Origin of the sequence: Paenibacillus roseus, from assembly GCF_016424485.1 — a bacterium.
GTDB lineage: Bacteria > Bacillota > Bacilli > Paenibacillales > Paenibacillaceae > Paenibacillus_D > Paenibacillus_D roseus.
In genome coordinates, this window is record NZ_JAELUP010000072.1 from 70,246 (window position 1) to 95,454 (window position 25,209).

At 49.0% G+C, this 25,209-nt stretch carries 24 protein-coding genes and 1 riboswitch; of the genes, 12 read left to right on the plus strand and 12 right to left on the minus strand.

The window, feature by feature from the left end; all coding sequences use genetic code 11:
• Window positions 1–13 precede the first annotated feature (13 nt).
• Complete coding sequence (locus JFN88_RS14240) at window positions 14–1,660, minus strand: response regulator (RefSeq protein ID WP_199019968.1); 1,647 nt, start codon at window positions 1,658–1,660, stop codon at window positions 14–16.
• 336 nt (window positions 1,661–1,996) lie between these two features.
• Between JFN88_RS14240 and JFN88_RS24565 the strand changes: the two genes are divergently transcribed.
• From JFN88_RS24565 to JFN88_RS14255, 4 genes are all read left to right on the plus strand, one after another.
• On the plus strand, window positions 1,997–2,212 hold the full coding sequence (locus JFN88_RS24565) for a hypothetical protein (RefSeq protein WP_233167853.1): 216 nt from the start codon (window positions 1,997–1,999) through the stop codon (window positions 2,210–2,212).
• Window positions 2,213–2,375: 163 nt separating this feature from the next.
• Window positions 2,376–2,639 carry a hypothetical protein gene (locus JFN88_RS25460; protein ID WP_369123010.1) on the plus strand — a complete coding sequence of 88 codons (264 nt, stop codon included), beginning with the start codon at window positions 2,376–2,378 and terminating at the stop codon, window positions 2,637–2,639.
• Window positions 2,640–2,903: 264 nt separating this feature from the next.
• Window positions 2,904–2,996: riboswitch (cyclic di-GMP riboswitch) on the plus strand.
• On the plus strand, window positions 2,959–3,510 hold the full coding sequence (locus JFN88_RS14250; RefSeq protein WP_199019970.1) for a PilZ domain-containing protein: 552 nt from the start codon (window positions 2,959–2,961) through the stop codon (window positions 3,508–3,510). Its footprint overlaps the riboswitch before it by 38 nt.
• 66 nt (window positions 3,511–3,576) lie before the next feature.
• Window positions 3,577–4,461 carry a hypothetical protein gene (locus tag JFN88_RS14255; RefSeq protein ID WP_199019971.1) on the plus strand — a complete coding sequence of 295 codons (885 nt, stop codon included), beginning with the start codon at window positions 3,577–3,579 and terminating at the stop codon, window positions 4,459–4,461.
• A gap of 87 nt (window positions 4,462–4,548) precedes the next feature.
• Here JFN88_RS14255 and JFN88_RS14260 read toward each other — a convergent pair whose 3' ends face one another.
• The 9 genes from JFN88_RS14260 to JFN88_RS14300 form a co-directional block, all read right to left on the minus strand.
• Entirely contained in the window at window positions 4,549–5,706 is a 1,158-nt protein-coding gene (locus tag JFN88_RS14260; protein WP_233167856.1) for an acyltransferase, read from the minus strand.
• Between the two features lie 250 nt (window positions 5,707–5,956).
• On the minus strand, window positions 5,957–7,492 hold the full coding sequence (gene gntK, locus JFN88_RS14265; protein ID WP_199020011.1) for a gluconokinase: 1,536 nt from the start codon (window positions 7,490–7,492) through the stop codon (window positions 5,957–5,959).
• A gap of 131 nt (window positions 7,493–7,623) precedes the next feature.
• On the minus strand, window positions 7,624–8,301 hold the full coding sequence (locus JFN88_RS14270; protein WP_199019972.1) for a GntR family transcriptional regulator: 678 nt from the start codon (window positions 8,299–8,301) through the stop codon (window positions 7,624–7,626).
• 62 nt (window positions 8,302–8,363) lie between these two features.
• Window positions 8,364–9,113 carry an amino acid ABC transporter ATP-binding protein gene (locus tag JFN88_RS14275; RefSeq protein WP_233167858.1) on the minus strand — a complete coding sequence of 250 codons (750 nt, stop codon included), beginning with the start codon at window positions 9,111–9,113 and terminating at the stop codon, window positions 8,364–8,366.
• Between the two features lie 15 nt (window positions 9,114–9,128).
• A complete protein-coding gene (locus JFN88_RS14280) occupies window positions 9,129–9,788 on the minus strand; it encodes an amino acid ABC transporter permease (protein ID WP_199019973.1) in 660 nt (219 codons plus the stop codon).
• Window positions 9,789–9,798: 10 nt separating this feature from the next.
• Window positions 9,799–10,599, minus strand: a complete 801-nt coding sequence (locus JFN88_RS14285) for an amino acid ABC transporter substrate-binding protein (protein WP_199019974.1) — start codon at window positions 10,597–10,599, stop codon at window positions 9,799–9,801.
• A gap of 148 nt (window positions 10,600–10,747) precedes the next feature.
• Complete coding sequence (locus JFN88_RS14290; RefSeq protein WP_199019975.1) at window positions 10,748–11,923, minus strand: Rho termination factor N-terminal domain-containing protein; 1,176 nt, start codon at window positions 11,921–11,923, stop codon at window positions 10,748–10,750.
• Between the two features lie 433 nt (window positions 11,924–12,356).
• Window positions 12,357–13,592: an aminopeptidase gene (locus JFN88_RS14295; protein WP_199019976.1), complete on the minus strand. Its 1,236-nt coding sequence runs from the start codon at window positions 13,590–13,592 to the stop codon at window positions 12,357–12,359.
• A gap of 42 nt (window positions 13,593–13,634) precedes the next feature.
• Window positions 13,635–13,886: a hypothetical protein gene (locus tag JFN88_RS14300; protein ID WP_199019977.1), complete on the minus strand. Its 252-nt coding sequence runs from the start codon at window positions 13,884–13,886 to the stop codon at window positions 13,635–13,637.
• Window positions 13,887–14,459: 573 nt separating this feature from the next.
• On the opposite strand from JFN88_RS14300, the gene JFN88_RS14305 reads away from it, so the two are divergent.
• The 8 genes from JFN88_RS14305 (at window position 14,460) to JFN88_RS14340 (ending at window position 22,640) form a co-directional block, all read left to right on the plus strand.
• A complete protein-coding gene (locus JFN88_RS14305; RefSeq protein WP_199019978.1) occupies window positions 14,460–15,227 on the plus strand; it encodes a methionine ABC transporter ATP-binding protein in 768 nt (255 codons plus the stop codon).
• Entirely contained in the window at window positions 15,220–15,885 is a 666-nt protein-coding gene (locus JFN88_RS14310) for a methionine ABC transporter permease (protein WP_199019979.1), read from the plus strand. Before JFN88_RS14305 ends, JFN88_RS14310 begins: the two co-directional genes overlap by 8 nt.
• Window positions 15,886–15,901: 16 nt before the next feature.
• Window positions 15,902–17,092: an acyl-CoA dehydrogenase family protein gene (locus tag JFN88_RS14315; protein WP_199019980.1), complete on the plus strand. Its 1,191-nt coding sequence runs from the start codon at window positions 15,902–15,904 to the stop codon at window positions 17,090–17,092.
• 50 nt (window positions 17,093–17,142) lie between these two features.
• Window positions 17,143–17,985 carry a MetQ/NlpA family ABC transporter substrate-binding protein gene (locus JFN88_RS14320; protein ID WP_199019981.1) on the plus strand — a complete coding sequence of 281 codons (843 nt, stop codon included), beginning with the start codon at window positions 17,143–17,145 and terminating at the stop codon, window positions 17,983–17,985.
• A gap of 26 nt (window positions 17,986–18,011) precedes the next feature.
• Window positions 18,012–19,406 (plus strand): LLM class flavin-dependent oxidoreductase, encoded by a 1,395-nt coding sequence (locus tag JFN88_RS14325; RefSeq protein ID WP_199019982.1) that lies wholly within the window; start codon window positions 18,012–18,014, stop codon window positions 19,404–19,406.
• Window positions 19,387–20,631: an SfnB family sulfur acquisition oxidoreductase gene (locus tag JFN88_RS14330; RefSeq protein WP_199019983.1), complete on the plus strand. Its 1,245-nt coding sequence runs from the start codon at window positions 19,387–19,389 to the stop codon at window positions 20,629–20,631. Before JFN88_RS14325 ends, JFN88_RS14330 begins: the two co-directional genes overlap by 20 nt.
• A 20-nt stretch (window positions 20,632–20,651) precedes the next feature.
• Window positions 20,652–22,022 (plus strand): LLM class flavin-dependent oxidoreductase, encoded by a 1,371-nt coding sequence (locus JFN88_RS14335; RefSeq protein WP_199019984.1) that lies wholly within the window; start codon window positions 20,652–20,654, stop codon window positions 22,020–22,022.
• A gap of 165 nt (window positions 22,023–22,187) precedes the next feature.
• Entirely contained in the window at window positions 22,188–22,640 is a 453-nt protein-coding gene (locus JFN88_RS14340) for a tautomerase family protein (protein WP_199019985.1), read from the plus strand.
• 22 nt (window positions 22,641–22,662) lie between these two features.
• Here JFN88_RS14340 and JFN88_RS14345 read toward each other — a convergent pair whose 3' ends face one another.
• The gene (locus JFN88_RS14345; protein WP_199019986.1) at window positions 22,663–23,229 is read right to left on the minus strand and encodes a TetR/AcrR family transcriptional regulator; all 567 of its coding nucleotides are present in this window, start codon (window positions 23,227–23,229) and stop codon (window positions 22,663–22,665) included.
• A gap of 55 nt (window positions 23,230–23,284) precedes the next feature.
• Window positions 23,285–25,168, minus strand: coding sequence for a cyclic nucleotide-binding domain-containing protein (locus JFN88_RS14350; protein WP_199019987.1), 1,884 nt, complete (start codon window positions 25,166–25,168; stop codon window positions 23,285–23,287).
• Window positions 25,169–25,209 lie beyond the last annotated feature (41 nt).

Here is a 25,209-nt window from a genome sequence, read left to right on the forward strand (position 1 = left end):
TTCCATACAGCTTTCATGGATGTGAAGGCTCCCCGCTCAAGCTGCGGCTGCGATATTCCTTCGGTGACACACCCACACCCTTTTTAAAACAAAAGCTGAAATAATTCGGATCGGCAAACCCGACCCGTTCGGCAATCTCGAACGCCTTCAGCTCGGTGGCGCGCAGCAACTCCTTCGCCGCCTCCATGCGAATGCTCATCAGATATTGCCCATAGGTCACTTTCACTTCTTTTTTGAATACACTGCTGAAATACCCCGCGCTTATATGCAGATAGACGCACACTTTCTGAATCGACAACGAAGCGTCCATATAGTTCTCTTTCGTATAGCGGATCGCTTTCTCGACAAGCTCCTTGTATGCGGATTGCCGATAGCTGGCAATATGACCCATAATCCGGCTGCAAATATCGTAAAAGCCGCTTTGCATTTCCCGCAAATCCGCATAATTGAACAGTTCGCTATGTAATTGGAAACCTGGCCAGAACAAGGTGTCGAACTGTACCCCGGCGTCTTTGGCTGTGCGCAGCACCGCAGTAACTACCTCCAACAAGTAGAGCTGAATATCGCTGTAAGCGAATGAAGCGTCATGAAGATCAGCGAACAAACGTTCCACCACTTCAGCCAACTCTTCCGCCGTGCCGACTTTCAAGCTGCGAATCAGCGCCTGTTCTTTCAGTTCATCAAGCCGCAGATGTTGATTGTCGCGCCGCTCCACATCGCAAATATCGATCACTTTGCCCGAACCGAGCACAAGCCGGTAATCCAGCGCCAGCAGCGCATCGGTGAACGAATGCTTCAGATGGGAGGCATCCGTGACTGCCGATCCTACGCCAATCGTAATCGGCAGCTTCAAGAAATGATCAATGCTGCGCAGCACGTTATCGAGCGTCCCCTGCAGCCGGCTATGCCACGCCTCATCACCTTCACCGACAGCCAGCAACACGATATGATTTTGATAAATAAAGTTGCTGCCCAGCCGCTCAGCATCCCATATTTCCTTCGCAATGTTCAGCATGGCGTGCAGCATTAAATCCACATCTCCCGATGCGCGCAGCGACTGTCCGGGTCCGGGGGAAGCTTCCTCCTCCGGGGAATGCAGCGCGATGGCGGCGACGACATAAGCATGGCCGTTCAGGCGCAGGCCGTAGCTTCTCGCTTTTTCTGCGATCAGCGCCTTTGGCAATCTGCGGGTGAGCAAGGAGGCGAGAAACGATTCGCCAAGCATCGGCAGACTGATGCGGTAATGCTCCTGCAGCCTCCGTATATCTTCACGATGGGACATCTCCTCTTCGATCCGCTGCCGGATGCGCAGCAGCAAATCTCTAAGCGTATCGGAAGAAAACGGTTTCAATAAATATTCATCGACATGCAGCCGGACGGCTTGTCTGGCATAGTCGAATTCGTCATAGCCGGTCAGAATGACCAGCTTCAGCAGCGGATTCAGCGTTCTTAATCTGCCCGCAAGCTCCAAACCGTTCATGAACGGCATGCTAATATCGGTAATGACGACATCCGGATCAAGGCTTTCCATGAGTTCAAGCGCTTCCTTGCCGTTCTCCGCTACACCGGATACGATAAAACCGCATGCTTTCCAGTCCATCTCCAGAAGAAGCCCTTCCCTGACATCCGCCTCATCATCCACAAGCAGCACTTTATACATTTGTCCAACCACCCTCATTAGCTAATGAAACAACAACTTCTCGATTAAAAAAGCGATGTCGGCGTGTGGTGACACCCGTACCGTCCCACCGCGCGCTGGGAGCTGCGCGCGGTGCAGAAGGCCATTCGACGAAGGTTTCGACATTCCATCCAATTCCTCCATGAATCCACATCCAGTCGTAACCTTATTTACCTTTATTTTACAACAAAAATAAGCCGTTTTTCCGGAAAAATGAACAGAACCACACAAACATTCCATGAAAGAGACGGCTTTTTATGCGAGCCTGGCGGCTATTAGTGAAGAGTATATCATGCAACTACCACTTTCACTAGGGGGATGAAAGAAAAGGCGGCTGCAAACCACCTCATACATAAACGCCTTGACATTGGACATGTTAAAGAGCCCGAAGAAGTCGAATCGATCGTCGAGGCGGTCGGCTATGTCGATAAGGCGCGAAAATTCACCGTTTATCATTTGCTTCACTATTGGGTTGCCGCAGCAAGTGAAGCAGGGTCAGGGTATCGTTTTTGGCGCGGATCATGCTGCTTGTAGTGGCTTGTCTCCTGTTCACTATTCCTGTTTCTCCGGAAAAGCAGCCGATGTACCGTTTGTTGTGCTTAAAGAACTGTTTCAACTTCTAGTCCGTAAATGCAATCGGGAAACGAGGCGGAAGTTGGCGTTCCCTAAGGAACTGCTGCTGATTGACTCGACCACGATGACGGTTGGGAAAACCCGGCTGCCATGGGCTCCCTTCCACGGAGAACGAGCTGCAGTTAAACTGCACGTTGCTTTGCGGGCGGAAAACGGGCAGCCCCTTAGCGTCACAGAAACAATTAGCACAAGGCACGATGGACCTGTATGCGAAACATTAGAAAACCTACACTTTATTATGGTCATGGATCGTGCGTACGTGCAAACTGGAACGATTGGATCGTTACAAGCAAGACGGGCAATCCTTTGTCGTTCGACTCCGCGATAATGTTCATTTTGAAAAACCCTATGCGTTACGGCGGCAAGCTGCTGAAGATTCTCAGATTGTTCGTGATTTCACTTGCCAATTGGGAACGCCACAGTGCCGTTCCAAGCAGCGTCATCGTGTCGTCATCTTTCGTGATTTTGAAGGATAAATTACAATAAAGCCATACGCATTGCAATATTTTAATTTTTGAGCTATCATTTGGTCAATAATATCAAAACAAAGCGTAAACGGATTAGCCTTCTTTTGGCGGGCAATAATTAAAAAAGCAGAACAAGGCAAAGTCATTGAAAGATGGCGACGCAAAGCTAAAGGGGCTAAGGTGTATGATCCAATTCACGATGCCAGCCAGTTACCGAGCGTGTATTCGAGCAATTCCCTTGTCGGTAATTTGTGGGAAGTGCTTTTTCTTTTGGAAAAAAAACGAAAATCAGTTCGTCATGATCAAAATGATATCTTTTTTATAGGAATCTTAATCATCCAGGGGGAGTCCGTCATGTTAAGTGAACGTCATGAATCATTTCGCTACGAATTTTCACCGCCTATTGAATGCCAATTTAATATTTCATTAGAAGATGGGTCGGATACGGAGAGCAATTTCGGAGTTGCCGAAATCCATAATATCAGTCCACATGGACTTATGTTTAGATCCACACTACATATCCCTAAAGTCTGGGAATCGATTAAAGTCAAAATCAAGTTTACCTTGGTGAATATGGAGTTTCTTGTCGTGGGTCGCGTTCGGTGGAAGGAAATGTCCACAGGAAGTTACTTATATGGGGTCCATTTAGAAAACGACGATGAACTTCAACAAAAAATAATTGATCATTTAAAAAAATTCTCCAGAAATAAACACAATATGTCCACTAAATAGTATTGGTCCACTATTCATTTTACCTTCGAGTCTCTTAATCCAGGATTGGTGCCAGGAGGGACTTCCATGCTTTCTCCGTTAGTTGAACAAGAAGTTAACCGCTTATACCAGCTGCTGAATGAAGCACAAATCAGCTTTTTGCAAGACTATATCAAGCAAAACAAGAAGAGCAAGTGGCTGGAGAGTCTCGCCCGGAAAAAGGGAATTGTACTGGAGAAAAACCTGTCTTCCGATGAAGCGTGGGATAAGCTGAACGACTGGGAACTGCAAGAAATTTTGGACGGGGGCTATGGAAATCGTCCTTATCGCTGCGAATGCGGCATGGCGTTGCGCTTCTGCTACATTGTCCGCCATCGTAAGGAAAATCGAACGTTTCGACTGGGCGAAACATGCCTGGGAAATTATACACTGCTATCTGCCGATCTCATTAAGGATATTATCAACGGTTTTCATAAAATCGATCTGGAACGTGATGAGATTTTGAATAAATTCGAACTGGGCTGGACACCGCCGCTTGACTATGCCAGTCTACCCTTGCCGGAAGATATTCAGAAGCAGATCGATGCCGGGCTTCCGCTTTCTTACCGCCAGACGAATCGCATCGAGAACCTGTTCAAGCCCGAATTATCGCGAAAAAGGAAACAACGCGAGCTGGACCATCTGACTCAGCTTCATGTGAGAAAAGCAGCGTTTACAGCTCGACAAGCCAGTCAGCCTGCTTCATTCATTCCTCCCGCCGAACGGATAACCTATGAATTGGTCCTTTCACGGCACGGCGAGCATCTGAATCAAATCAAAGAGAATGAGCTCCGTATAAAAAATCAGGTCATGCTTGCCAAATGGGAAAATGTGCAGCAGATGATCCTGAATTTACAGTGTCATGAATCATTTGATTACTCTGGATTTTTAGCGGAGATGTTTGAGCTTTTGTATAATTTGGATTTATATTAACCTGAACTGACTCGCACACAAAAATGCACTTTGCCGGGCTTCCGCATTCCCCGCTAAGTGCATTTTTTTACTTCTGTATCATTGTCGCTAGGCGGCAGCTTTCTTTACCTTTTTCGCTGGCGAGTTGCCGAAGATAATCCAGGAGAACGGCACATATTTCACGACCAGTCCCACAACAATCCACGAGCAGACAAGAGCGAAGAAAAAGCCGCCCAAATACCACAGGTGAACGAGCATCGAGTTGCCAGATGTGACCGGATTCGCCCGGTAAATCAGATTAAAGAGCGGATGAAGCAGATAAATTCCGAAGGACAACGCCCCAAGCTGGCTGATCCATTTTATAAGCGTCGGTGAGAAATGACGGTAAATAAAGAATGCAATCTGCAGCAACACGACCGTCCCTAAATAGGTATGGGCATTCCACAAAAATTCATACAACGTTGTATTGTACACTGTACCATACAATCTGCTTTGGAAATAGATATTTACATGGTTCAGCGCTGCGGTCAGCCATGCCGTCCAGAGCAGGACCCAGAACACCACTCTTCCCGGTGTCGCATTCTCACGGCTGGCAATCAGCCACTGCTTGATTTTCGGGAAGTAGCTTCCAAGAAAAGCGCCGAGCAGGAAGTATGACATGTAGGAGAACATCCAGCTCCCCGGGTATTTCACTTGCCAGTAAAACTTATTCATAAATACGAAACCGTACTGAATCGCCAGACCAAGCGGAATACACCATTTGAGCACAGCAGGATACTTCTTCAAAAACCATAAGGCTAACGGGAAAAACAGATAGAACTGAGCATTAATAAAAACAAAGTACAAATGGGTGTATGCCTTGCCAATTATAAGCTGGGAACCAAAATGCTGCAGCGTCTCGATCACGCCCAGATCGCGCTTGTTCAGCACGTACATAATGGAATAATAGAGGACGGAGAACATGAAATACGGCACCAAAATATATTTCAGCCTTTTGGAATAAAAAGCGGTAATCAGGTTCTTCGTGTACGGACGCTCAAAGTAATTATAAAACAACACAAAGCTGCTTAGAAAAATGAACGTCGGCGTTCCATATTTCATAAAGATGTTAACAAAATTATAGAGAAAGAAATAATTCGAATCTCTCAATCTCTCAGTCGCAAACGAAGTAGAATGCACGCAAAGCACGGCAATAATGCACAGTGCCCGCATAATATTAAGCTGCGGGATATTCTCTCGTCGCAATGGTGAGGTAGCAGTACTCAAGATTAGCTCGTCTCCTTTTGTAAATTTAGTTCGGATTTAAATTAAGATGTATGGCGATAAAGAACTAAATTCATTATAGCGGATACGAGCCAATATTGCCTGTCCTAATTGATGAATAATTGCTTAAAATTTCGACTTAAAACCAAAATAGTGCTTGACCTCTCCATACCGGCTCAATCTTAAATCAGTGTTCGATAGAAAAGCAAAGAGCAGCGGGGTACCGGGTAGACAAGCAGCAACCTGTTAACCATCACTTACGCTGGAAAGCGGCAATGGCTCGGTATTCATCCTTCAGCTTGTGCGATAGACGAGTATAAATCGGCAGCAGTTCACGGTACAACGCCGCATTATCGAGGTCAGGATCATGCTCATGCGAAGCCCCTACCATCTCAGATACGGCATTCAGCGAATCAATTCGGCCTGTTGCATACAGTCCGAGTACGACGGCGCCCAGACAAGAGCTCTCGAAACTCTCCGGCACAACTACCCTCTGCCCGAATATATCCGCCAAGATTTGGCGCCATAGCGGAGAACGCGCAAAACCTCCTGTAGCCATTATTCGCAGCGGCTGGCCCGTCTGTTTCTCCATGGCCAAGAGCACCTCATACAGATTGAAGATGACTCCTTCCATAACCGAACGGATCATGTGCGCCTTCCCATGGCGCATCGTCAGTCCAAAGAAAGAACCACGGGCATCCGGATTCCAGAGCGGCGCCCGTTCTCCTGTAAGATAGGGGTGAAAGAGCAGTCCGTCAGAGCCTGCTCGAATTGTTCCCGCCATCTCCGTCAACAGATCGTACACATCCACACCGAGACTCCTTGCCTTCTCTTCCTCGTAAGCTGCCCACTGATCGCGTACCCAGCGCAGCAGCATTCCGCCGTTGTTGACCGCGCCGCCAATGACCCAGTGCCGCTCTGTAAGCGCATAGCAAAAGGTTCGACCCTGCGGGTCGGTAACAGGCCGGTCAATTACCGTCCGAATTGCCCCGCTTGTGCCGATCGTCACTGCCACCGCACCCGGCTCAATGGCATTCACCCCAAGATTGGACAGGACGCCGTCAGCTGCTCCTATAATAAAAGGCGTTGCCTCTGAAAGCCCCATAGCGGCGGCATATTCTTTGCGCAGGCCTTCCAGCTTATGCGTTGTCGGCACCAGTCTGGAAAGTTGCTCCCCTGTAATGCCTGCTATCAGGAGCGCTTCCTGATCCCAGTCCAACTGCTCAAGATTCATTAACCCTGTAGCCGATGCAACTGAGTAATCGACGACATACTCCCCGAATAGCTTGGCGAATATGTACTCTTTAATGGAAACAAACTTGCTGGCCTTGTGAAAAAGCTCCGGCTTATCATGACGCAACCATAGGAGCTTCGTGATCGGCGACATCGGATGCACAGGCGTCCCTGTTCTGCGGTAAACTTCATGTCCTCCAAGCTCATGGCGGAACTTCTCCGACCATCCCGCACTGCGATTATCCGCCCAGGTCAGGCAGCGCATTAACGGCTGTCCCTCCGCATCTACAGGAATAACACTATGCATGGCCGAACTGAAAGAGACGAACATTACCTGCGAAGGAGTGATGCCGCCCAGATTCATGACCTGTCTGACGACATCCAGCACCGCCGCGAAAATCTCTTCCGGGCCCTGCTCCGCGCTATCCGGCACCGACGTATAAAGCGGGTATTCGCGTCCCGCCCGGTTAATCGCGCGCCCGCCTTCCTGAAACAGCACCGCCTTTGTACTTGTCGTCCCGATATCTACCCCGATCATGTAGGAAGCGGAATCCATATTGCTCATATTGTCTGCACCCCTTCAGCCAAATTATCTTGCGGGTGTAACTTGTACGCCAAAACTTCCGATAACTCAGTTTGTGTACTTGTCGACAAGTTGGTCTTGAAAAATCTGACTAAAGTCCAAGCTCAATCCAGACTCCATCTAAGTGTTTGCCGGGAATCGACAAAATAGTTCTGAACGACTCTGGATATAATCTTCTCATCCCTCGACTCCAGACCGCGGATAATGTCCCGATGCTTCCCGATCACATCTGCAAGACGGTCATCCCCTCCGGCGAAAACCGATTCCGTTGTCACCAGCATCACTGTCCTGACCAGCTCTCTGATACTGTTCCACAAATGCTGCATCCGGTTATGCCCGGCAGATGCGATAAGCACATCATGAAAATTGAAATCCTGATAAGTAAACTCAACCACGTCCCCGTGTCTTGCGGCAAGCTCCATCCGGTCTATGAATTGGGCGAGACGGACAAGCAGTTGCTCCAAAGCTGTTCCACTGCCCGCAAGCTGCTGCTGCGCAAAGCTCTCAATGAGGTACCTGATATCATATAACTCGTCCATGTCCTGTACTCTCAATCCCATCACAACAGCACCCATCCGCTCCAAACGGATTAATCCCTCGCCGGCAAGCACGCGAAGCGCTTCCCTTACCGGCGAACGACTCGTTCCGAAATCAGCTGCGATCCGATTTTCCGACAGTACTTCATTTGCAGAAAGAACACCTTTAATGATTTGCATCCTTAAATCACAGGCGATCACTTCGCCGCGGGATGCGCCTTTCAGCCAAGAAGCTGGGTAATGCATCGCAATCAATCTCCTTCCGCCTTGAAAACTGCTCAACTTGCTGCTGAAGAAGGGGAATACCTTTATACCCTGACGACCCGGTTCAAGAACGTCCTTGTCCGCTCTTGCTGCGGGTTGTCGAAGATCTGTTCCGGCGTTCCGGCTTCAACAACCTCGCCATTATCCATAAACAGCACGCGATCTGCAACCTCCCTGGCAAAGCCCATCTCATGCGTGACCACAATCATCGTCATCTGCTCCTCCGCAAGCTGCTTCATGACGCGCAGCACCTCGCCCACCAGTTCCGGGTCAAGCGCAGAGGTAGGCTCATCGAACAGCAAAATCGCCGGATTCAGCATAAGAGCCCTGGCAATCGCCACCCGCTGTTTTTGTCCGCCTGACAGCCTTGCCGGATAAGCATCGGACTTGTCAGCCAGTCCGACCTTGCCAAGCAGCTCTTGGCTTCTGCGGCGGACTTCACCGGCAGTCAGCTTCTGTACAGTGCGTGGAGCCAGTTCCAGATTGCCCTGAACCGTCAGATGGGGGAACAGGTTAAAATGCTGAAATACCATGCCCATGCCTGAGGTAATTGCCTTGATCTGCTGTTGGCTAGCGTAGCCGCCGTCCTTCACCAAGTACTGATCCTGAATGCGAATGCTTCCTCCGTTAATCTGCTCCAGATTGACCAAACTTCTGAGCATTGTGCTTTTCCCTGATCCCGACGGCCCGATTACCGCAATCACTTCACTTTTGTCGACCTCAAAACTGACGTTCTTCAGTACATCCAGACTGCCAAAAGACTTTTTCAAATTCGCCACTTGAATAATACTCATGCTCCGACAGTCCTTTTACTCATATTTGAACTTCTTCTCCAGGAACTTGAAAAACAAGGTCAGTGCAAGCGTCATCATCAAGTAAATCACGCCTGCCACCACAAACGGAGTCAAGTTGAAATCACGGTTGACCGCTGTCAGCGTGTAGTGAAGCAACTCCGGTACAGCTACCGCGTAGAGCAGAGCTGTATCCTTGACCAAGGTGATCGACTCGTTCGCCACCGATGGCAGCGCCACCCTGAACATCTGCGGCATAATGACCTTCACCGTTGCCTGCCAGCGGCTCAGCCCCAACACCTGGGCGGCTTCATGCTGTCCCTTGTCGATGGAGAGCAGGCCGCCCCGGAAAATCTCGGCAAAATAAGCCGCGTAATTCAACACAAAGCCCAGACAAGCTGCCACAAAGCGGTCCATAACCAAAAACTCCCCGATTACCGGAAGCATCGGTAGTCCGAAGCAGAAAAATAGCAATTGCAACGTCAGCGGCGTTCCGCGCATGATGTAAATATACGTGTGCGCAAACCCGGCGACCAGTTTGAAACGGCTTCTGGACATCAATGTGAACAGAAAACCGAGCGGCACGGAAAGGGCGATTGCGATCAGAAACAAGCTGATCGTCGTTCCCGCCCCTTCCAGCATAGGTTTGGATATTTTGACCAGGTACTCTACACTCATCGTTTTCCACCTATTTCAGGACTTTATCTTCGCCAAACCATTTCACGGAAATTTCCGCAGCCTTGCCGTTCTTGTTCAACTCATCCAGCGCAGCCTGAAGCTCATTGAGCAGTTCCTCGTTGCCCTGTTTCACCCCAATGCCATACTCCTCTGGAGACAGCACCTCATCCAGCAGCTTGAATGTTTCATGCTCCTTGGACATGTAATACTTGATGACGATTTCATCAATGACAACAGCTGCTGTGCGACCGTTCTTCAAATCGCTAAGCGCAAGCACGTTGTCGGCATATTCAGATACTTTCACTTTGGATTTAAGTTCGCTGCCGTCCAGCGCATCTGCAGCCGAGGACAGGGATTGCAATCCGACTTCTTTGCCTTCGAGGTCACTCAGCTTCGTAACATCTGATTTATTCAGAACAGCAACGACCTGACTGTTCCTCAGATACGGCTTTGTGAACAATACTTTCGTTTTGCGGTCTTCATTGATTGTGTAGCCGTTCCAGATCAGGTCGATTCGTCCGCTCTTCAGCTCGGATTCCTTCGATTTCCAGTCAATTGGCTGAAACACCATTTCACGGCCCATTTGCTCTCCAGCCGCTCTCGCATAATCAATGTCAAAACCCACGATCTCATTGTTGTCATCGCGGAAGCCCATCGGCGCAAATTTGTCGTCGATACCGACAATAATTTTCTTGCCGCTTGCAGAGCCGGAATTTCCGGCAGCGGTATCCTCGGCTTTTTTCCCTCCGCACCCCGCCAGGGCAAGCACAACCAAGCCCATAACTAAAATCATCATACTTAATTTCTTCATCTCTATACCCCTCTCGAATCAGACCAAGTCAGACTGCAATTCGCCCATCATCCAGACCGGCAATCTGCTCTGTACCCCTTTACCAGACTAAAATCTATCTTCAAAGCTCAATCATATCATAACCTTTTAAAGGCGTCGATAGAATCAATTAAGCGAAACAGCACTTTTTGTACTTCTTGCCGCTGCCGCATGGGCAAGGATCATTGCGCCCTACTTTTTTCTTGCTGTCAATGCTGACGACATTGCTTGCAGAGGCGCCTGCATTTGCCAAAGGCACATTGCTTAGAACATTGCTGCTACGCGCTCTCATTTCATTTGCGGAATGGCCTTTGAGCGCCCACTGGCGGGTCGCATTGAACAATCTGACCAGTAGTCCGGTTACTTCGTCCAGCGTATAAATATCTTCTATTTCAATCTGGCTTTTCAGAAAATGCAAAGTTTCTGTAAACATATACCCGGCCTGCGCATCGCACACACAGTTCGCTACTATCTCGTGAGCTTCATCCTGTTTAACAGAATAATGGTATTTAATATAGTTCAAAAGTTCATAGTATTCCGGGGTCCGCTCAGCAAAGAGAGGGTCCGCCGCTTTAAGCAGTTGGTCTTTGGTGAACAAATTGTAATCCAGACTCGGACGTGATTGCTGTTCCTTGAGCACATCCTTCACAGATTCGACCAGCCAGTGCGTCCAGCCCCCCTCTGTGTATTGAATTTGTATATAATAGGAAGCCGCATGGTACAACACATCCATAAACTCCAGACTGTCCACCGGCTCACTCACATAACCGTTCACCATCTGCTCCAGCTGCGCTGGTCCCAACACTCCATAATAATGGAGCAGCCCCGCAGACAATTTGATCCACTCGCTGTTGCGCTTGAACTTATCGCCGTAGTCAGACTCCTGAACCGCTTGCAGCTTCTCCACAATTTCCTGCGGCATCACCAGGGCGTCCTCCCCGCCTACTGAGCCCGCGAATAAAAACCCCTGTTTTTGAAAATACATGGCCTCTCTTTTAGATCCGTTAAACGGTACAAGCAAGCCGCCATTATGAGCCGTTTCCTTGAGCAGCGCAAAACGCTGCATATCCATATATGCAAGTTTATCCGAGAGCGACTCCAGAACCGTTCCTTGCAGCTTCTGGATCAGATCCTGCTTTTTCAAACCGCTCGCATTTTTGACCGCAAGTTTCCTGCGCAGCTCATCCAGCTCGCTTTTGGTCAGCCGGGACAGGCCATCCTCTAGCGAAATGGAAGCGTCGATTTCTGACCATAGCCGTGAGTGAAATTTTACATCCAGCGGAAATTCATTTCTTTTTTCATTCATAATCATCACTTAACTCCTATCATTTATACATACGGGAATTTCTGAAGCATCCCTGAACGGATGGCAGCTTCATTTCTCCACAAATCTGACGCTTTACAATGGAAATAGACTGTCTAATTCTTTTGAATTTGTAAGCCCAACAACATGCTGCGCACCAAAGTATAACCTTATCATAAAAGCTACTTCCTTTTCCAGCAAGATTCTATTAAAAATTAATATTGGCACAAAACCAAAATGAGTGCTTGACCTCCAGGGAGGCGAGGAATGCTGCGGGGGAGAGGATCGTTCCGATCGCCTTTAAAGGCGACCACTTTCGTTTCTCCAGAATTCCTCTGCCCCTTCGCTGCTTTCTCCTGTTTGCCAAAAAAGACAAAGCCCCCGGCCGATAACGGTCGGAGGCTAACCCCAAATAGCAATTTCAAAAACAAACGGATTACAACGCCCAAGCGCCTTTGCGGAATACAGGGACGACATTGCCGTCACCATCAATGCCATCAATATCCATCTCGCCCGAACCGATCATAAAATCAACATGCGTAATGCTTGAATTCACCCCAGCCTCAACCAGTTGTTCCGCAGAGAAATTCTCTCCGCCCTTGACATTAAAAGCATACCCGCTGCCGATAGCCAGATGGTTGGACGCATTTTCATCAAACAGTGTATTGTAGAACAAAATATTCGAACTGGAGATCGGTGAAATATGCGGAACCAGCGCTACCTCGCCAAGATAATGCGAGCCTTCATCGGTATCCACCAACTTCTGCAGCAACTCCTGTCCCTGCTCTGCTTCCACCTTGACAATTCTCCCGTTCTCAAACGTCAACTTGAAGTTGTCAATTATATTGCCACCATAGCTAAGCGGCTTCGTGCTGGACACATAGCCATCCACCCCGTTGCGATAGGGGACGGTGAACACTTCCTCGGTCGGCATATTTGCCATGAAAGCATTCCCCTGCGAATTGTTGCTGCCGGCTCCTACCCAAATATGCTTCTCCGGAAGCTCAATGGTCAGATCGGTACCCGGCGCCGTGTAATGCAGTTTGTGCAGACGCTTGCTGTTCAGCACATCCACTTTGCTGATCAATGTATCGTGATGCTCCCTCCATGCTTGAACCGGATCATCATGATGGATATGAACAGCATCGAAGATGGCCTCCCACAGACGGTCTACTGCCTCCTCCGGTTCCAGATCAGGGAACACTTTGCTGGCCCACCCTTGCGAGGACGCCGCTACAACGCTCCAGCTTACCTTGTTGGATTGAACCGCTCTGCGGAATTGCTGCAAACCTTGGCCGGAAGCCTTCTGGAAGCTGCTCAGTTTATTGGTGTCGATGCCTTTGAGCAGGTCCGGATTGGATGATACAATCGAGATAAAACAGGCTCCTTTGTCGACAAAGGAATTGCGTCTCTCTGTCTCCCAGCTCGGAAACTGCGAAAACACCTCATCGGCCGCACGCTCATATTTCAAGCGGGACAAGGCTTCATCTGACCAGTCTACATAGACATTATCGGCTCCTGCGTCATAAGCCTTTTCGGCAACTTTCCTGACAAAGGAAGCTATCTCAATCGAACCGGAAATATATACGCTCTGTCCGGGCTGAACATTAACGCCCACCTTTACAATTAAATTGGCGTATTTCTCCAGTTGAGATCCATATTTTTCAGTCATTGGAATGTCTCCTCTACGGTTGTGATGTGCTAATTATTTATTTTAGCATAACCGCAAAGCAATAAAAAATGATACCCGATCGGCCGGCAATAGAAATTTCATCGCTACCTCGAGTTCCCCGTTTATATTTTCTGTTACCAGCAATTCCAAATTATCAGGCAGATCGAGGCCTGACAGCTGCTTCACCGCCGCCTCGGGGTCCTTTAGCGCCAGCGATCGGAACTCCGTATCCTCCGCCACACGTATTTTGAATACATCATAGGTTTCGTACGCTTCCTCTACCGTCCAACTCATCGTCCCAGCCTCCTGCTCAGGATTATTCTCCTCCTATACAATAAGCCGTTGCCGCCCCAGTTTCTGTGATGGACATTACATTTTAACTTAATTTGCAACCTACTTTCTCCAAAGAATGGAATTTTAATTTCAGTCATACCGACATGAAGTCAAATTTTGTTGTTTAGTCGACAATAATAAAAATAGAATCATTTTGTATTCTCTCAGACACTTTGATCTGGAGTATAGGATTATTTCCGATTAATCAGATATTAGGAGTTAAAAGTGTTTTTTACCCAACATATTCATGAAATGTGTTTGTTGTCAAAATAAGATTGCTAGATATAATAAGGTTAATTCCAACTTCATCAATTGGATTAGTTAAATTTAATGATGCGAACCATATATTTACTAAGAATTTCAAAAGCTGATGGTTAAAATGGAAAGAATATCTGCTCACCAGTTAACTGGAAGCATGGCGTGACCATGGAGCCACATGATTCGGTGAGCCGACGAAGCCGTATTTTCGACTCGAAAAGCCGGCTTTTCGATTTTGGCTGGGCTTGCGATTTTACGATATAAAGGAGGAATACGATGATCGTATTAAATGATGTCAGCAAAACCTTTGACACCCCTAGTGGCCCTCTACAGGCTATTGTATCGGCATCCCTGGAAATTGAGAAAAGCGATATCTACGGGATCATCGGGTTCAGCGGCGCCGGGAAGTCGACTTTGCTTCGCACAATCAATTTGCTTGAAAAGCCGGATAAAGGAACGGTCTTGCTTGAAGGCGATGATTTGACCCAGTTGCCAAGACAACAGTTGCTTAAAAAACGCATGAAGACGGCGATGGTGTTCCAGCATTTTAACCTGCTGACGAACAGAACCGTATTCAACAATGTGTCCTTGCCTCTTGAAATTTCCGGATATCCCAAGAAACAGCGAAAAGAACGCATCCTTGAGTGCCTCGAGATTGTAGATTTGCTCGACAAAGTCAATGAATATCCAACTAAGCTCAGCGGAGGGCAAAAACAGCGGGTTGCGATTGCCAGAGCACTTGCCAATAATCCCAAGGTACTGCTTTGCGACGAGCCGACATCAGCTGTCGATCCGCAAACGAAGGAAAGCATTCTCTATTATTTAAAACAGATTAATGAAAAACTGGGCATCACGATTGTCATTGTGACCCACGAAATGAACGTCGTCAAATCGATCTGCCATAAAGTAGCCGTTATGGAAAAAGGAACGATTGTGGAGAAGTTCCATATGAACGACAAATCGTATAAGCCGCTCACTAATATATCCAAAATATTATTAGGCGAGAGCAATCCTGTGATTGAGAGCGAGGTTGTATATGTTTGACAATATTATATCGGTTTTGCCGGAGATTCAAATTGCGTTCGGCGAGACCCTGTACATGCTGGTTATAACGGTAGGGTTCGCGGTGCTCCTCGGCCTCCCCTTGGGGACAATCTTGTATTACAGCCGCCCTGGCTCTGTTATCAAGGCCCCCATTCTGAATGCGCTGCTTAACGGCATCGTCAATTTGATCCGGTCGTTTCCATTTTTGATCCTGATGGTTGCAATCATCCCGATTACAAGATTGATTGTGGGCACTTCGATTGGAACAACCGCAGCCACCGTTCCGATGGTTATAGGCGCAGTTCCATATTTCGCTCGTTTTGTGGAACAGTCTTTATTGGAAGTGAACAGAGGCATTATTGAGGCGGCGGAATCGATGGGCGCCAACCATTTTCAAATTATCTGGAAGGTATTATTCAGCGAGGCTCGCTCGGGGATTGCAAGCTCCATTACGATCATCACCGTCAGTTTCCTCTCCTACTCTGCAGTTGCTGGGATGGTAGGCGGCGGCGGAATCGGGGACTTCGCCATTCGCTATGGCTACTATCGTTACCAGATGGACGTTATGATCTTCACCATTGTAATCATCATCATATTTGTTCAAATCCTGCAGTTCACCGGCAATTACTTTGTGCGCAAGCTAGACAAACGACTATAGAGGAGAGGTTGAAATCATGAGCGTGACAACAGTGGACCAGGATTTCATTCGCCGTGCGCAGGAGCTGGCAGACTTGTTTGAAAAGGATGCCATTGAGCGAGATCAGCTCGGAGGAACGCCGAAAGCGCAGCGCGATGCTTTACGGGACAGCGGCCTTTTGAACCTGTTGATACCGAAGGAATGGGGAGGTCATGGGCAGACATGGTCAGCAGTGATGCAGGTTACCAGGGTCCTCTCTACAGCTGATTCATCGCTTGGGCACCTGTTCGCCTATCACAACTTCGCTATATTTTATACACTAAGCAACCACGACCGCGATTTTGCCAAACGGCATTTAACAGCTTCCGCATCGAACAACTGGTTCTGGGGAAACTCGGCCAACCCGCTGGACAAAAACCTGGAAATCAGAAAAAGCAGCGTCCAAGGCGCAAGCTTCGTGGCAAACGGTCATAAATCGTTTAGCTCCGGCTCCCCGGATTCGGACATACTCACGCTAATGTGGATAGATCCGGATGACAATGAATCCTTTTTTGTGGCAAATATCCCTTCATCGCGAAAAGGAGTGACGATTCACGACGATTGGGACCACATCGGCCAACGCCAGACAGGAAGCGGTACCGTCAGCTTTGAAAATGTGGAAATCTACCCTGATGAGGCGGCTTCGCGCATTGTCAGCCCGCTTATCCCATTCAGCACTATTGGTTCGATTTTATCCCAGAGTGTGCTTACCCAAGTATTTATCGGCTGTGCGATCGGGGCGTTGAAAGAGGCTAAAAATTATACCCGTTCCAAAGCACGGGCATGGAATGCATCCGGGGTAGAGGCCGCGTCAGAGGACCCTTATATTCTGCGAAATTATGGCGAGTATTGGGTTCAGACCGAAGCTGCGATCAGTCTGGCAGACCGTTCACTGGAAAGCATAGACGCCATTTGGGAGAAAGGGAATGAGCTCACGTCAGACGAACGCAGTGAAGCCGCGGTTCTTGCTGCAGCCGCCAACGTCTTTGCCGGACAAGTCGGGCTGGAAGTGAGCTCGCGTGTCTTTGAGGTTATGGGGGCCCGCTCAGCTGCCCGCGGTTTTGGATATGACCGTTTTTGGCGGAATGTCAGAACCCATACGCTGCATAACCCTGCTGACTACAAATTGCGTACCGTAGGCAACTGGCATCTTAACGATCAGGGACCAACGCCGTCCAGTTATTCTTAAACCGGCGTTTCTATAACACCAAGAAAATTCAAACTATAGGAGACATCGACATGAAAAAGACAATCTTACTGACCGTTGTTGCATTACTCACCTTGCTGCTTGGCGCTTGCGGAAAATCCGATACAAATGGAGCTGCAACTGCTAGCCCGGCTTCCCCTGAGCATCCCGTAGACATTTCAGTCGGATACGTGGATCTTCCTCCATACGGCGATATCGTCAAGCTGGTGCAAGAAAACTTGAAAACACAAGGCATCAACTTACAGCTCAAAGCATTCACAGATGTGACTATTCCGAACCAGGCGCTCAACAATAAGGAAATCGATGTGAATTATTATCAGTCTCTTGCTTATCTTGAACAGTTCAATAAGAGCAACAATATGGACCTGGTTCCACTCTCGACATCCTTCACCTCTATCTTTGGAGCCTACTCCAAAAAATATAAAACGATTGATGAATTGCCTGAAGGCGCGGTAATCACGATCCCTGCAGACCCGGGCAACAGCGGCCGTTCGCTTGCTTTGCTGGAAAGCTACGGGCTGATTAAACTCAAGGACGGCACCGGAATCCACGGCTCCAAGCAAGACATTGTGGAAAACAAAAAGAACTATAAAATCGTCGAAGTCGATCAAATGCTGCTCTCTCAGGCTTACAATGATTCCGATCTTACTGCCATGCAGGGGACTTACGCATTGAAAGCAAATCTTATTCCGGCCAAGGATGCCATTATTAAGGAAAAATATGAAGGCGACGACTTTTTAGTAGTGTTGGCAGCCAGAGTCGACAACCAAAATGATGTTAACATTCAAACCGTTGCCAAAGCGTTCGCTTCCGATGAAGTGAAGAAACTTTTGGGAGAAAAGTATAGCGATTCATTCAAATGGAAATTGAAATAAGTCCTGCTTGCAAAGGAGGAGCGCATATGAAAAAACAGATTCATCTCAATGCCTTTGAAATGAATTGCCCGGGTCATTTGTCCCATGGTCTATGGGCGCATCCGGAAGATCAGCGTACCCGTTATAAAGATTTATCATATTGGACACAGCTGGCGCAATTATTGGAAAAGGGCAAATTCGATGCCCTTTTCCTTGCTGATGTCCTGGGCATTTATGATACCTACGAGCAGAGTGCAGATCCGGCCGTTCGTCTTGGCGTGCAAATACCGGCTAATGACCCCATGCTTGTAATCCCTGTCATGGCAATGGTTACGAAACACCTCGGCTTTGCCATGACGGCTTCAACAACGTATGAACAACCTTTTTCTTTTGCCAGGCGCATGTCCACTCTCGATCATCTAACCAAAGGCCGGATTGCCTGGAACGTTGTCACTTCAACCCTCCAAAGCTCCGCCTACAATTTTGGTCTGACCGATTCGGTCAAGCATGATGAACGCTATGAGATTGCAGATGAATTCCTGGAAGTATGCTACAAATTGTGGGAGCACAGTTGGGATGATGACGCTGTGGTCAAGGATTGGGCGAACCAGCTTTATGTGGAACCTTCTAAAGTGAATTTTATCGATCACAAGGGTAAACATTTCTCGGTCCCCGGACCTCATTTAAGCGAACCGTCTCTCCAGCGGACCCCTCTGATCTATCAGGCGGGAACATCTGGCAAAGGGAAAGAGTTGGCTGCAAAACACGCGGAATGCGTCTTTATTGGCGGTTACAGGCCGGAAGTCATCAAGCGCAACGTCGAGGATATTCACAGACAAGCCGCATTGTTCGGCAGGAAAAGCGGCCATATCAAAACATTCGGCGTCCTGACTGTAATTACCGGAAGAACGACAGAAGAAGCCCAGAGGAAATTGGCCGATTATTCCTCCTACTTTAGCCAGGAGGGCGCAGTGCTCCATTACAGTGCGAACACAGGGTATGATTTATCGGAGTACCAGGATGAAGATTACCTGCAATATACGGAAACCAATCATGGACAATCGCTTGCTGCCTTATTTACAAAAGATGCTGCCAAGCCTAAAACCGTAGGCGAAATTAAACATGAACTGGGGCAAATCGGAAACCGCGGACTGCTTGCAGTCGGAACTCCTGAGCAGGTAGCCGACCAGATGGAGCAGTGGATCGATCAGACCGGACTTGATGGCTTTAATCTAATGCAAGTCATCTCTCCAGGGACCTTGCAAGATTTTGTTGAACTGGTTGTACCCGAACTGCAGCGTAGAGGTATTTACCGCAAGGAGTACGAAACTGCTACATTGCGCCAGCAAGTATTTGGCGGAACCAGTGGCAGACTCCCTGAAGACCATCCAGCTATCTCTCAATTAAGAAAGGGTAATACTCATGACGCAATCACATACTGAGAGCCTGACTACAGTTCGCCAAATTCACAGTGATGAGGAAGCCTTGCAAATCGCCCGTGAATACGCTGAATTTATAAAGCAAGAAGCTTCCGAGAGAGATCGTGAGCGAAGGCTTCCCCACAAGGAACTCAAGCGGCTATCCGAAGACGGGTTGCTTGGCCTGATTGTACCTAAAACATACGGTGGACCCGGAGTTTCCGTTGTAACCCTGGCCGAAGTATTTCGCCTGATTTCAGAAGCGGACCCGTCCATTGGCCAGATTCCTCAGAACCATCATATGTTCATTCAGATGCTCGAAATACTGGGCACTGAAGAGCAAAAGAAATTCTTCTTCACACAAGTTCTGAACGGGGCTCAATTCGGCAATGCCATGTCGGAGCGTGGTGTCAGAGGCGTCAAGTCCATGAAGGATGTCGCCCGCATGCAAACCAGATTGCTGCCTTCTGAAGATGGAGGATTTATTCTAACCGGGAAAAAGTACTATTCCACTGGCGCGCTGTTTTCAGCATGGATACCGGTGCTCGCAGCTGACGAAGAGGAACGGACAGTCGTGGTGTTTGTGCCGCACGATGCAAAAGGTGTCACTGTCATTGATGACTGGGCAGGCATCGGACAACGAACAACGGCGAGCGGGACTGTCCTTCTGGATCAGGTAAAGATTCAAAAGGAATGGGTGCTGTCGCATTGGAAGCGATTTGAAATGCCTCACTACTCAGGGGCATTCAGCCAAATCATGCATGCCGCAGTGGACGTAGGCATTGCCCGGGCGGCGTTGCAGGACGCAGCCGACTACGTGCGGAACCAGGCGGGGCCATCAGCCGAGCCTGTGGATGACTCCTTCCTGCTGCATCGCTTTGGTCAGCTGGGCGTCAAGCTTAATGCTGCTGAAGCGCTGCTGGAGCAGTGCGCCAGAGCCATTGAACGAGAAAACGAGCTGATTCGCAATGAATTTGACAGCCGTAAAGAAGAGATTACGGAATTGGTGAAGCATACCTCATTGTTGGTCGCTTCGCTTAAAGTGATTGCTACAGAAACCGCCATTGAGCTGACCAACGCCCTATTTGAGGTAGCGGGGACATCGTCCATGGATGCGAAATATAATTACGACCGCCACTGGCGCAATGCTCGTATTCATACGTTGCATGACCCGGTTCGATGGAAGCTTTACCATGTAGGAAATTATTATTTGAACGGTGTTTTGCCACAAAATCAGTTTAATTTGTAAGCTTGAAGGGAGTATTTAAAATGGCCAAAAAGCTGCATCTAAACGCATTTGAGATGAACTGCCTTGGGCATTTATCCCATGGGTTATGGGCCCACCCGGCAGACCAGCGATGGCGCTACAAGGACTTGTCATACTGGACCGAGTTAGCCGCTTTACTTGAGCGTGGAAAGTTCGATACCTTGTTTATTGCCGATGTATTAGGAATTTACGATGTGTACGGGAACAGCAAAGATGCGGCTCTGCGGAACGCTGTTCAAATTCCTGCGAATGACCCGGCTCTTATTGTGCCGCCTATGGCTCACGTAACGAACCATTTGGGTTTTGCGGTTACATCGTCCACCTCATACGAGCATCCATTTGCATTTGCCCGCAGAATGTCCACTTTGGATCATTTGACTAAAGGACGAATTGCCTGGAATATTGTAACCTCCTACCTTCCTAATGCGGCGCATAATTTCGGATACAGTGAAATGATGAATCATGATGAACGGTATGAACTGGCTGAGGAATTCCTTGAAGTCGTCTACAAGCTTTGGGAAGGAAGTTGGGAAGATAACGCCGTAATTATCGATAAAAATAATCGCATCTATTCGGATCCTAATAAAGTTCATAAAATCGAGCATAACGGGAAATATTTTAATGTACAGGGTCCTCATATGAGCGAGCCTTCCCTGCAACGAACCCCTGTTCTTTACCAGGCGGGCACCTCTTCAAGAGGCAAGGCATTCGCCGCCCGGCACGCAGAATGCGTATTTGTTACCGGTACAGATACGTCCATTATGAAGCGCCAGATTGCTGATATTCGCAGACAAGCGGAAGAGATTGGCCGCGATCCGTCAAAGATCAAGTTTTTTACACCATTAGTAGCCGTGGTCGGGGAAACGCGGGAAGAAGCAGAGCAAAAGATGAAAGTACTCTCTTCCTACTATTCCCATGAAGGAGCAATGGTTCTTTTCGGTTCTGGCACAGGGTATGACCTGGCTGCCTATTCAGATGATTCCTATCTGGAAGGCCCTAGAAACCATGTTCAGTCGATTGCGGAGAGGTTTTCCAAGAATGCGCCAAATCCCCGGACTGTCGGAGAAATTCGCCAGTCATTGAATCACTTGAGAGGGACAGGCTTGTATGTAGTTGGCACCGCAACTGAAATTGCAGATCAGCTTCAACAATGGATTGAGGAAACAGACCTCGATGGATTTAATGTCAGACAGGTGATTTCACCGGGGACATTAGAAGATTTTATCGATCTGGTTGTACCTGAATTACAAAAAAGAGGTGTTTTCCGCAAGGAATACGAGGAAGGAACTACGTTCAGAGAACGTTTGTATAGCGCTGACAGCGGAAGATTGCCTGATTCTCACCCGGCGGCAAAGTATAGGAGACAAGCATAAACGAAGTTTTGCCCGTCACAAGACGGGCAAAACTTCGTTTCGTGGTGAAATAAAATTAATGTTCACCTATTCTTCCCATTGACTATGACGATCGTCATAGTATAGAATACAATTATGATGATCGTCATAATTATTTAAAGTTAAAAACTAAAGGAGTAGATGAACATGCCAATGATCGATGTTTACGCACCAGATAACCTTTTCCCGGCTGAGGCCGATAACCAGCTTGGAACAGAGCTGGCGCACGCTGTGCTTCGCGCTGAAGGAGTTGAAACGCCAGGTCCGTTCCATCTGAGCAACACTGCTGTCTTTATTCATCGCCTGAGCCCTCAAGCGATTCACACTGGAAGCACCAATTCGGCTAACAATGTCCGAATTCAAATCATTACCCCTCCTGGGGCGCTCAATCGGGATGGTCAAAGAAAGATTACCAAAGAAGCTACTGAAATTGTTGCCCGTCTCTCCGGCGATGAGTCCTTGGCAAAACGCACTTGGGTCATTTTGACCGAAGCTGCTGAAGGCGGCTGGGGAATCAGCGGTACAGCATTTGGACAAGAAGAATTTGGCGCTCTCGCAGCTCAAGCAGCTGCTGCAGCCGCTGCTGCCAAGAACCAGTAATCTTCTCCTGGGAGGACAACGGTCAGGACTGAGACTTTGCTCTACGAATGTCAAGAAGCAGCTGCTCTGCTACCAATTCAAAGGTGTCCATCGTTTGCTGGGCACGGCTGATCGCTACGGCGCCTTCACAAGATGAAATCAATATGGCAGCAAGACGCTGTGCGTCTTCCTTGCCAAGTCCGTCAGCCGCCAGTAATTCAGTCAGTCGATCACTCCACTGACGAAATACGGCGGCTGCTCGGTTTAACAGGTCTTGTGAACCCGCTGCCACAGTCACGGCCAGCACAGAGCACCCTGCTTGAAATTTAGCAGTTGTTAGCAAGGTTCTCCACATTTCAATAAACTGTGCGCCTACCACTTCGGCTGGTTGGCCTTCTAATGTATGGATAAATGCTACCGCCTTACTTCCGGCAAGATTGATAGCTTCTGCTATCAATTGATCTTTTCCGCCGGGGAAGTGATGGTAAATGGAGCCTCTCGGGGCGCCGGTAGCTTCTATAATTTCGGAAAATGAGGCGGCGTGAAGCCCTCGCAATGCGAGAAGCTTTACGGCGCCTTCAATCATTTTTTCACGGGATTGGCGAGACATTGTATTAACCACCTTTAATCAAAATGAAGAACGCCCGGCAGGAAGATACTTGTATTTAATTGTCTACATGCACCGGCGCATGTAGTGCAAGGCCACAGCGGGCACAGTAGCTGGCATCTTGCGGAGACAACGTGCCGCAGCCTCCGCAGACAAGAGATTGGAGATTGCGATCCACAGGCAGCAAGTCTGTCAGTGCCGTCTGCGCTTCCGAATGACGCTCCTGCCTTTGCTCCAAGTCCGGGTTAAGCAGCATCAACGCTTGCGTTTCCTCCCTCATTCCCCTTTGCAGCAATCGATACAGCAGCATAAGTCCCGCCGCTCCGATGATCAGCATGGCAGCAAGCCGCAGCAGTCCACTATTATAGTGGTAGTCCCATAGGGCGTGCAGCAGGATACTTGCGCCCAGCAGTCCGGCCATTTTCCCGCAGCCATTCCATATCGTATAAGATGCTCCTCCGCTGCGATGCCGAAGCCCGTACCATAAGCCAGCCGCCGCGATTGCGGTCCAGGTCCCGTGCCCGAAGGGAGACAAGAGCGTACGCACCCACAAGACAGCCAGCATATCAGTCGTTGTACCGCTCTGCAAGTAATCCCAGCCATAGAGCATGTTTTCCGCCGCGGCAAAGCCCATTCCGACCGCCGCCCCGAATACGAGAGCATCCATTATGAACCGCTTCCTCTGCCCGCGCAGCAGCAGCAAACATACGAGCAGCTTCACGATCTCCTCAATGAGACTGATTGCCAGCGGACCGCCAAGCGGGCCGAAAGCCAGCTCCCCCCTCTCTCCCTGGTACACCCACTGCCTTTCTATGAACCAGGCGGCAGGAACAGCCGTTGCAGCGGACAGCACGAATGAAAGTACAAGACGCGGAACGCGGTAACCGAGCAACTGAGAGCTGCGTACATAAGAGACGTATGCGACCGGCCCGGTCAGGCCGCCTGTCAGCAGAGCGGCTGCTATCCATACGGGCTGCTGGAGCCAGACAGCGCATACCGTAAACAAGATGAACAGCCCGCCGAATACAAGCACCCGGTCTATCCAACGGTCCTTTCCTGCTCTTGCCTTCCTGGCGCTGTCCGCAGCGTGACCCTGTGTATCGGTTCCCAGCCCCGGATCAGAAGCTGTCCGTTCTGCTTCCACAGACGCTCCAAGCTCCGGATAACGAAGACGTACCATTTCCATCAACTGTCTGCGGACGTGTTCATACTGCTGGAGTATATAGTGGAATTCCTCCCGCCCCATAATCAGCAATTCCCCATTCTCCAAAGCCGTCACATGGCCAGTGTGAGGACCGCCCAATAGCAGGTCCGCCTCGCCGAAGCAATCTCCGCTGCCCAGCACCGTCTCGCGGCGACCGCTCAACCGGACCTCGAAGCGTCCGCGGGCTATCATATAGATATGCTCCGACTGGCTGCCCTCCCGGATAATTGTCTCCCCTTGCGCAACCTTCTTCCATTCCGTGATTTCAGCCAGGCCGCGCAGCTCTTTATCTTCAATGGCAGACCAGACCGTCGCCTTGCGGAGCAATCCGTGAACGAGGCGAATTCTTGCGGAATACAACAGACTTTCATAGAACAGCGGGCTCGCCTCCGAAAGCCGTGTGAATGCCTCTGTCTTCAGACACAATGCTTTGACTTTGCCCATTGCCTTCACATCGGCCGTCCGCTTCTCCTGCATAATAAGCGCAATCTCTCCGAGCAGCGAGCCTGCTTTCAGTACATCGAGCACGATCGGCTTGCCGGTCAGATTATGTGTCGAGACGAGCGCCTCTCCGCTCAGGATGAAATAACAGCAATCTCCGACCGCGCCTTCCCTGATCAAGGAGTCACCAGGATGAAACTCAACCTCGAACATCGCCGCGGCAGCCTTCTCCAGCTCTTGTTCCGGGACTGCATGGAGGAGCAGATGTCCCTGCAAAAATTCAACCGTTCTGTTCATTCGTTCCTCTCCATAGACAAAAGGAATCCGCCACTCCGGAC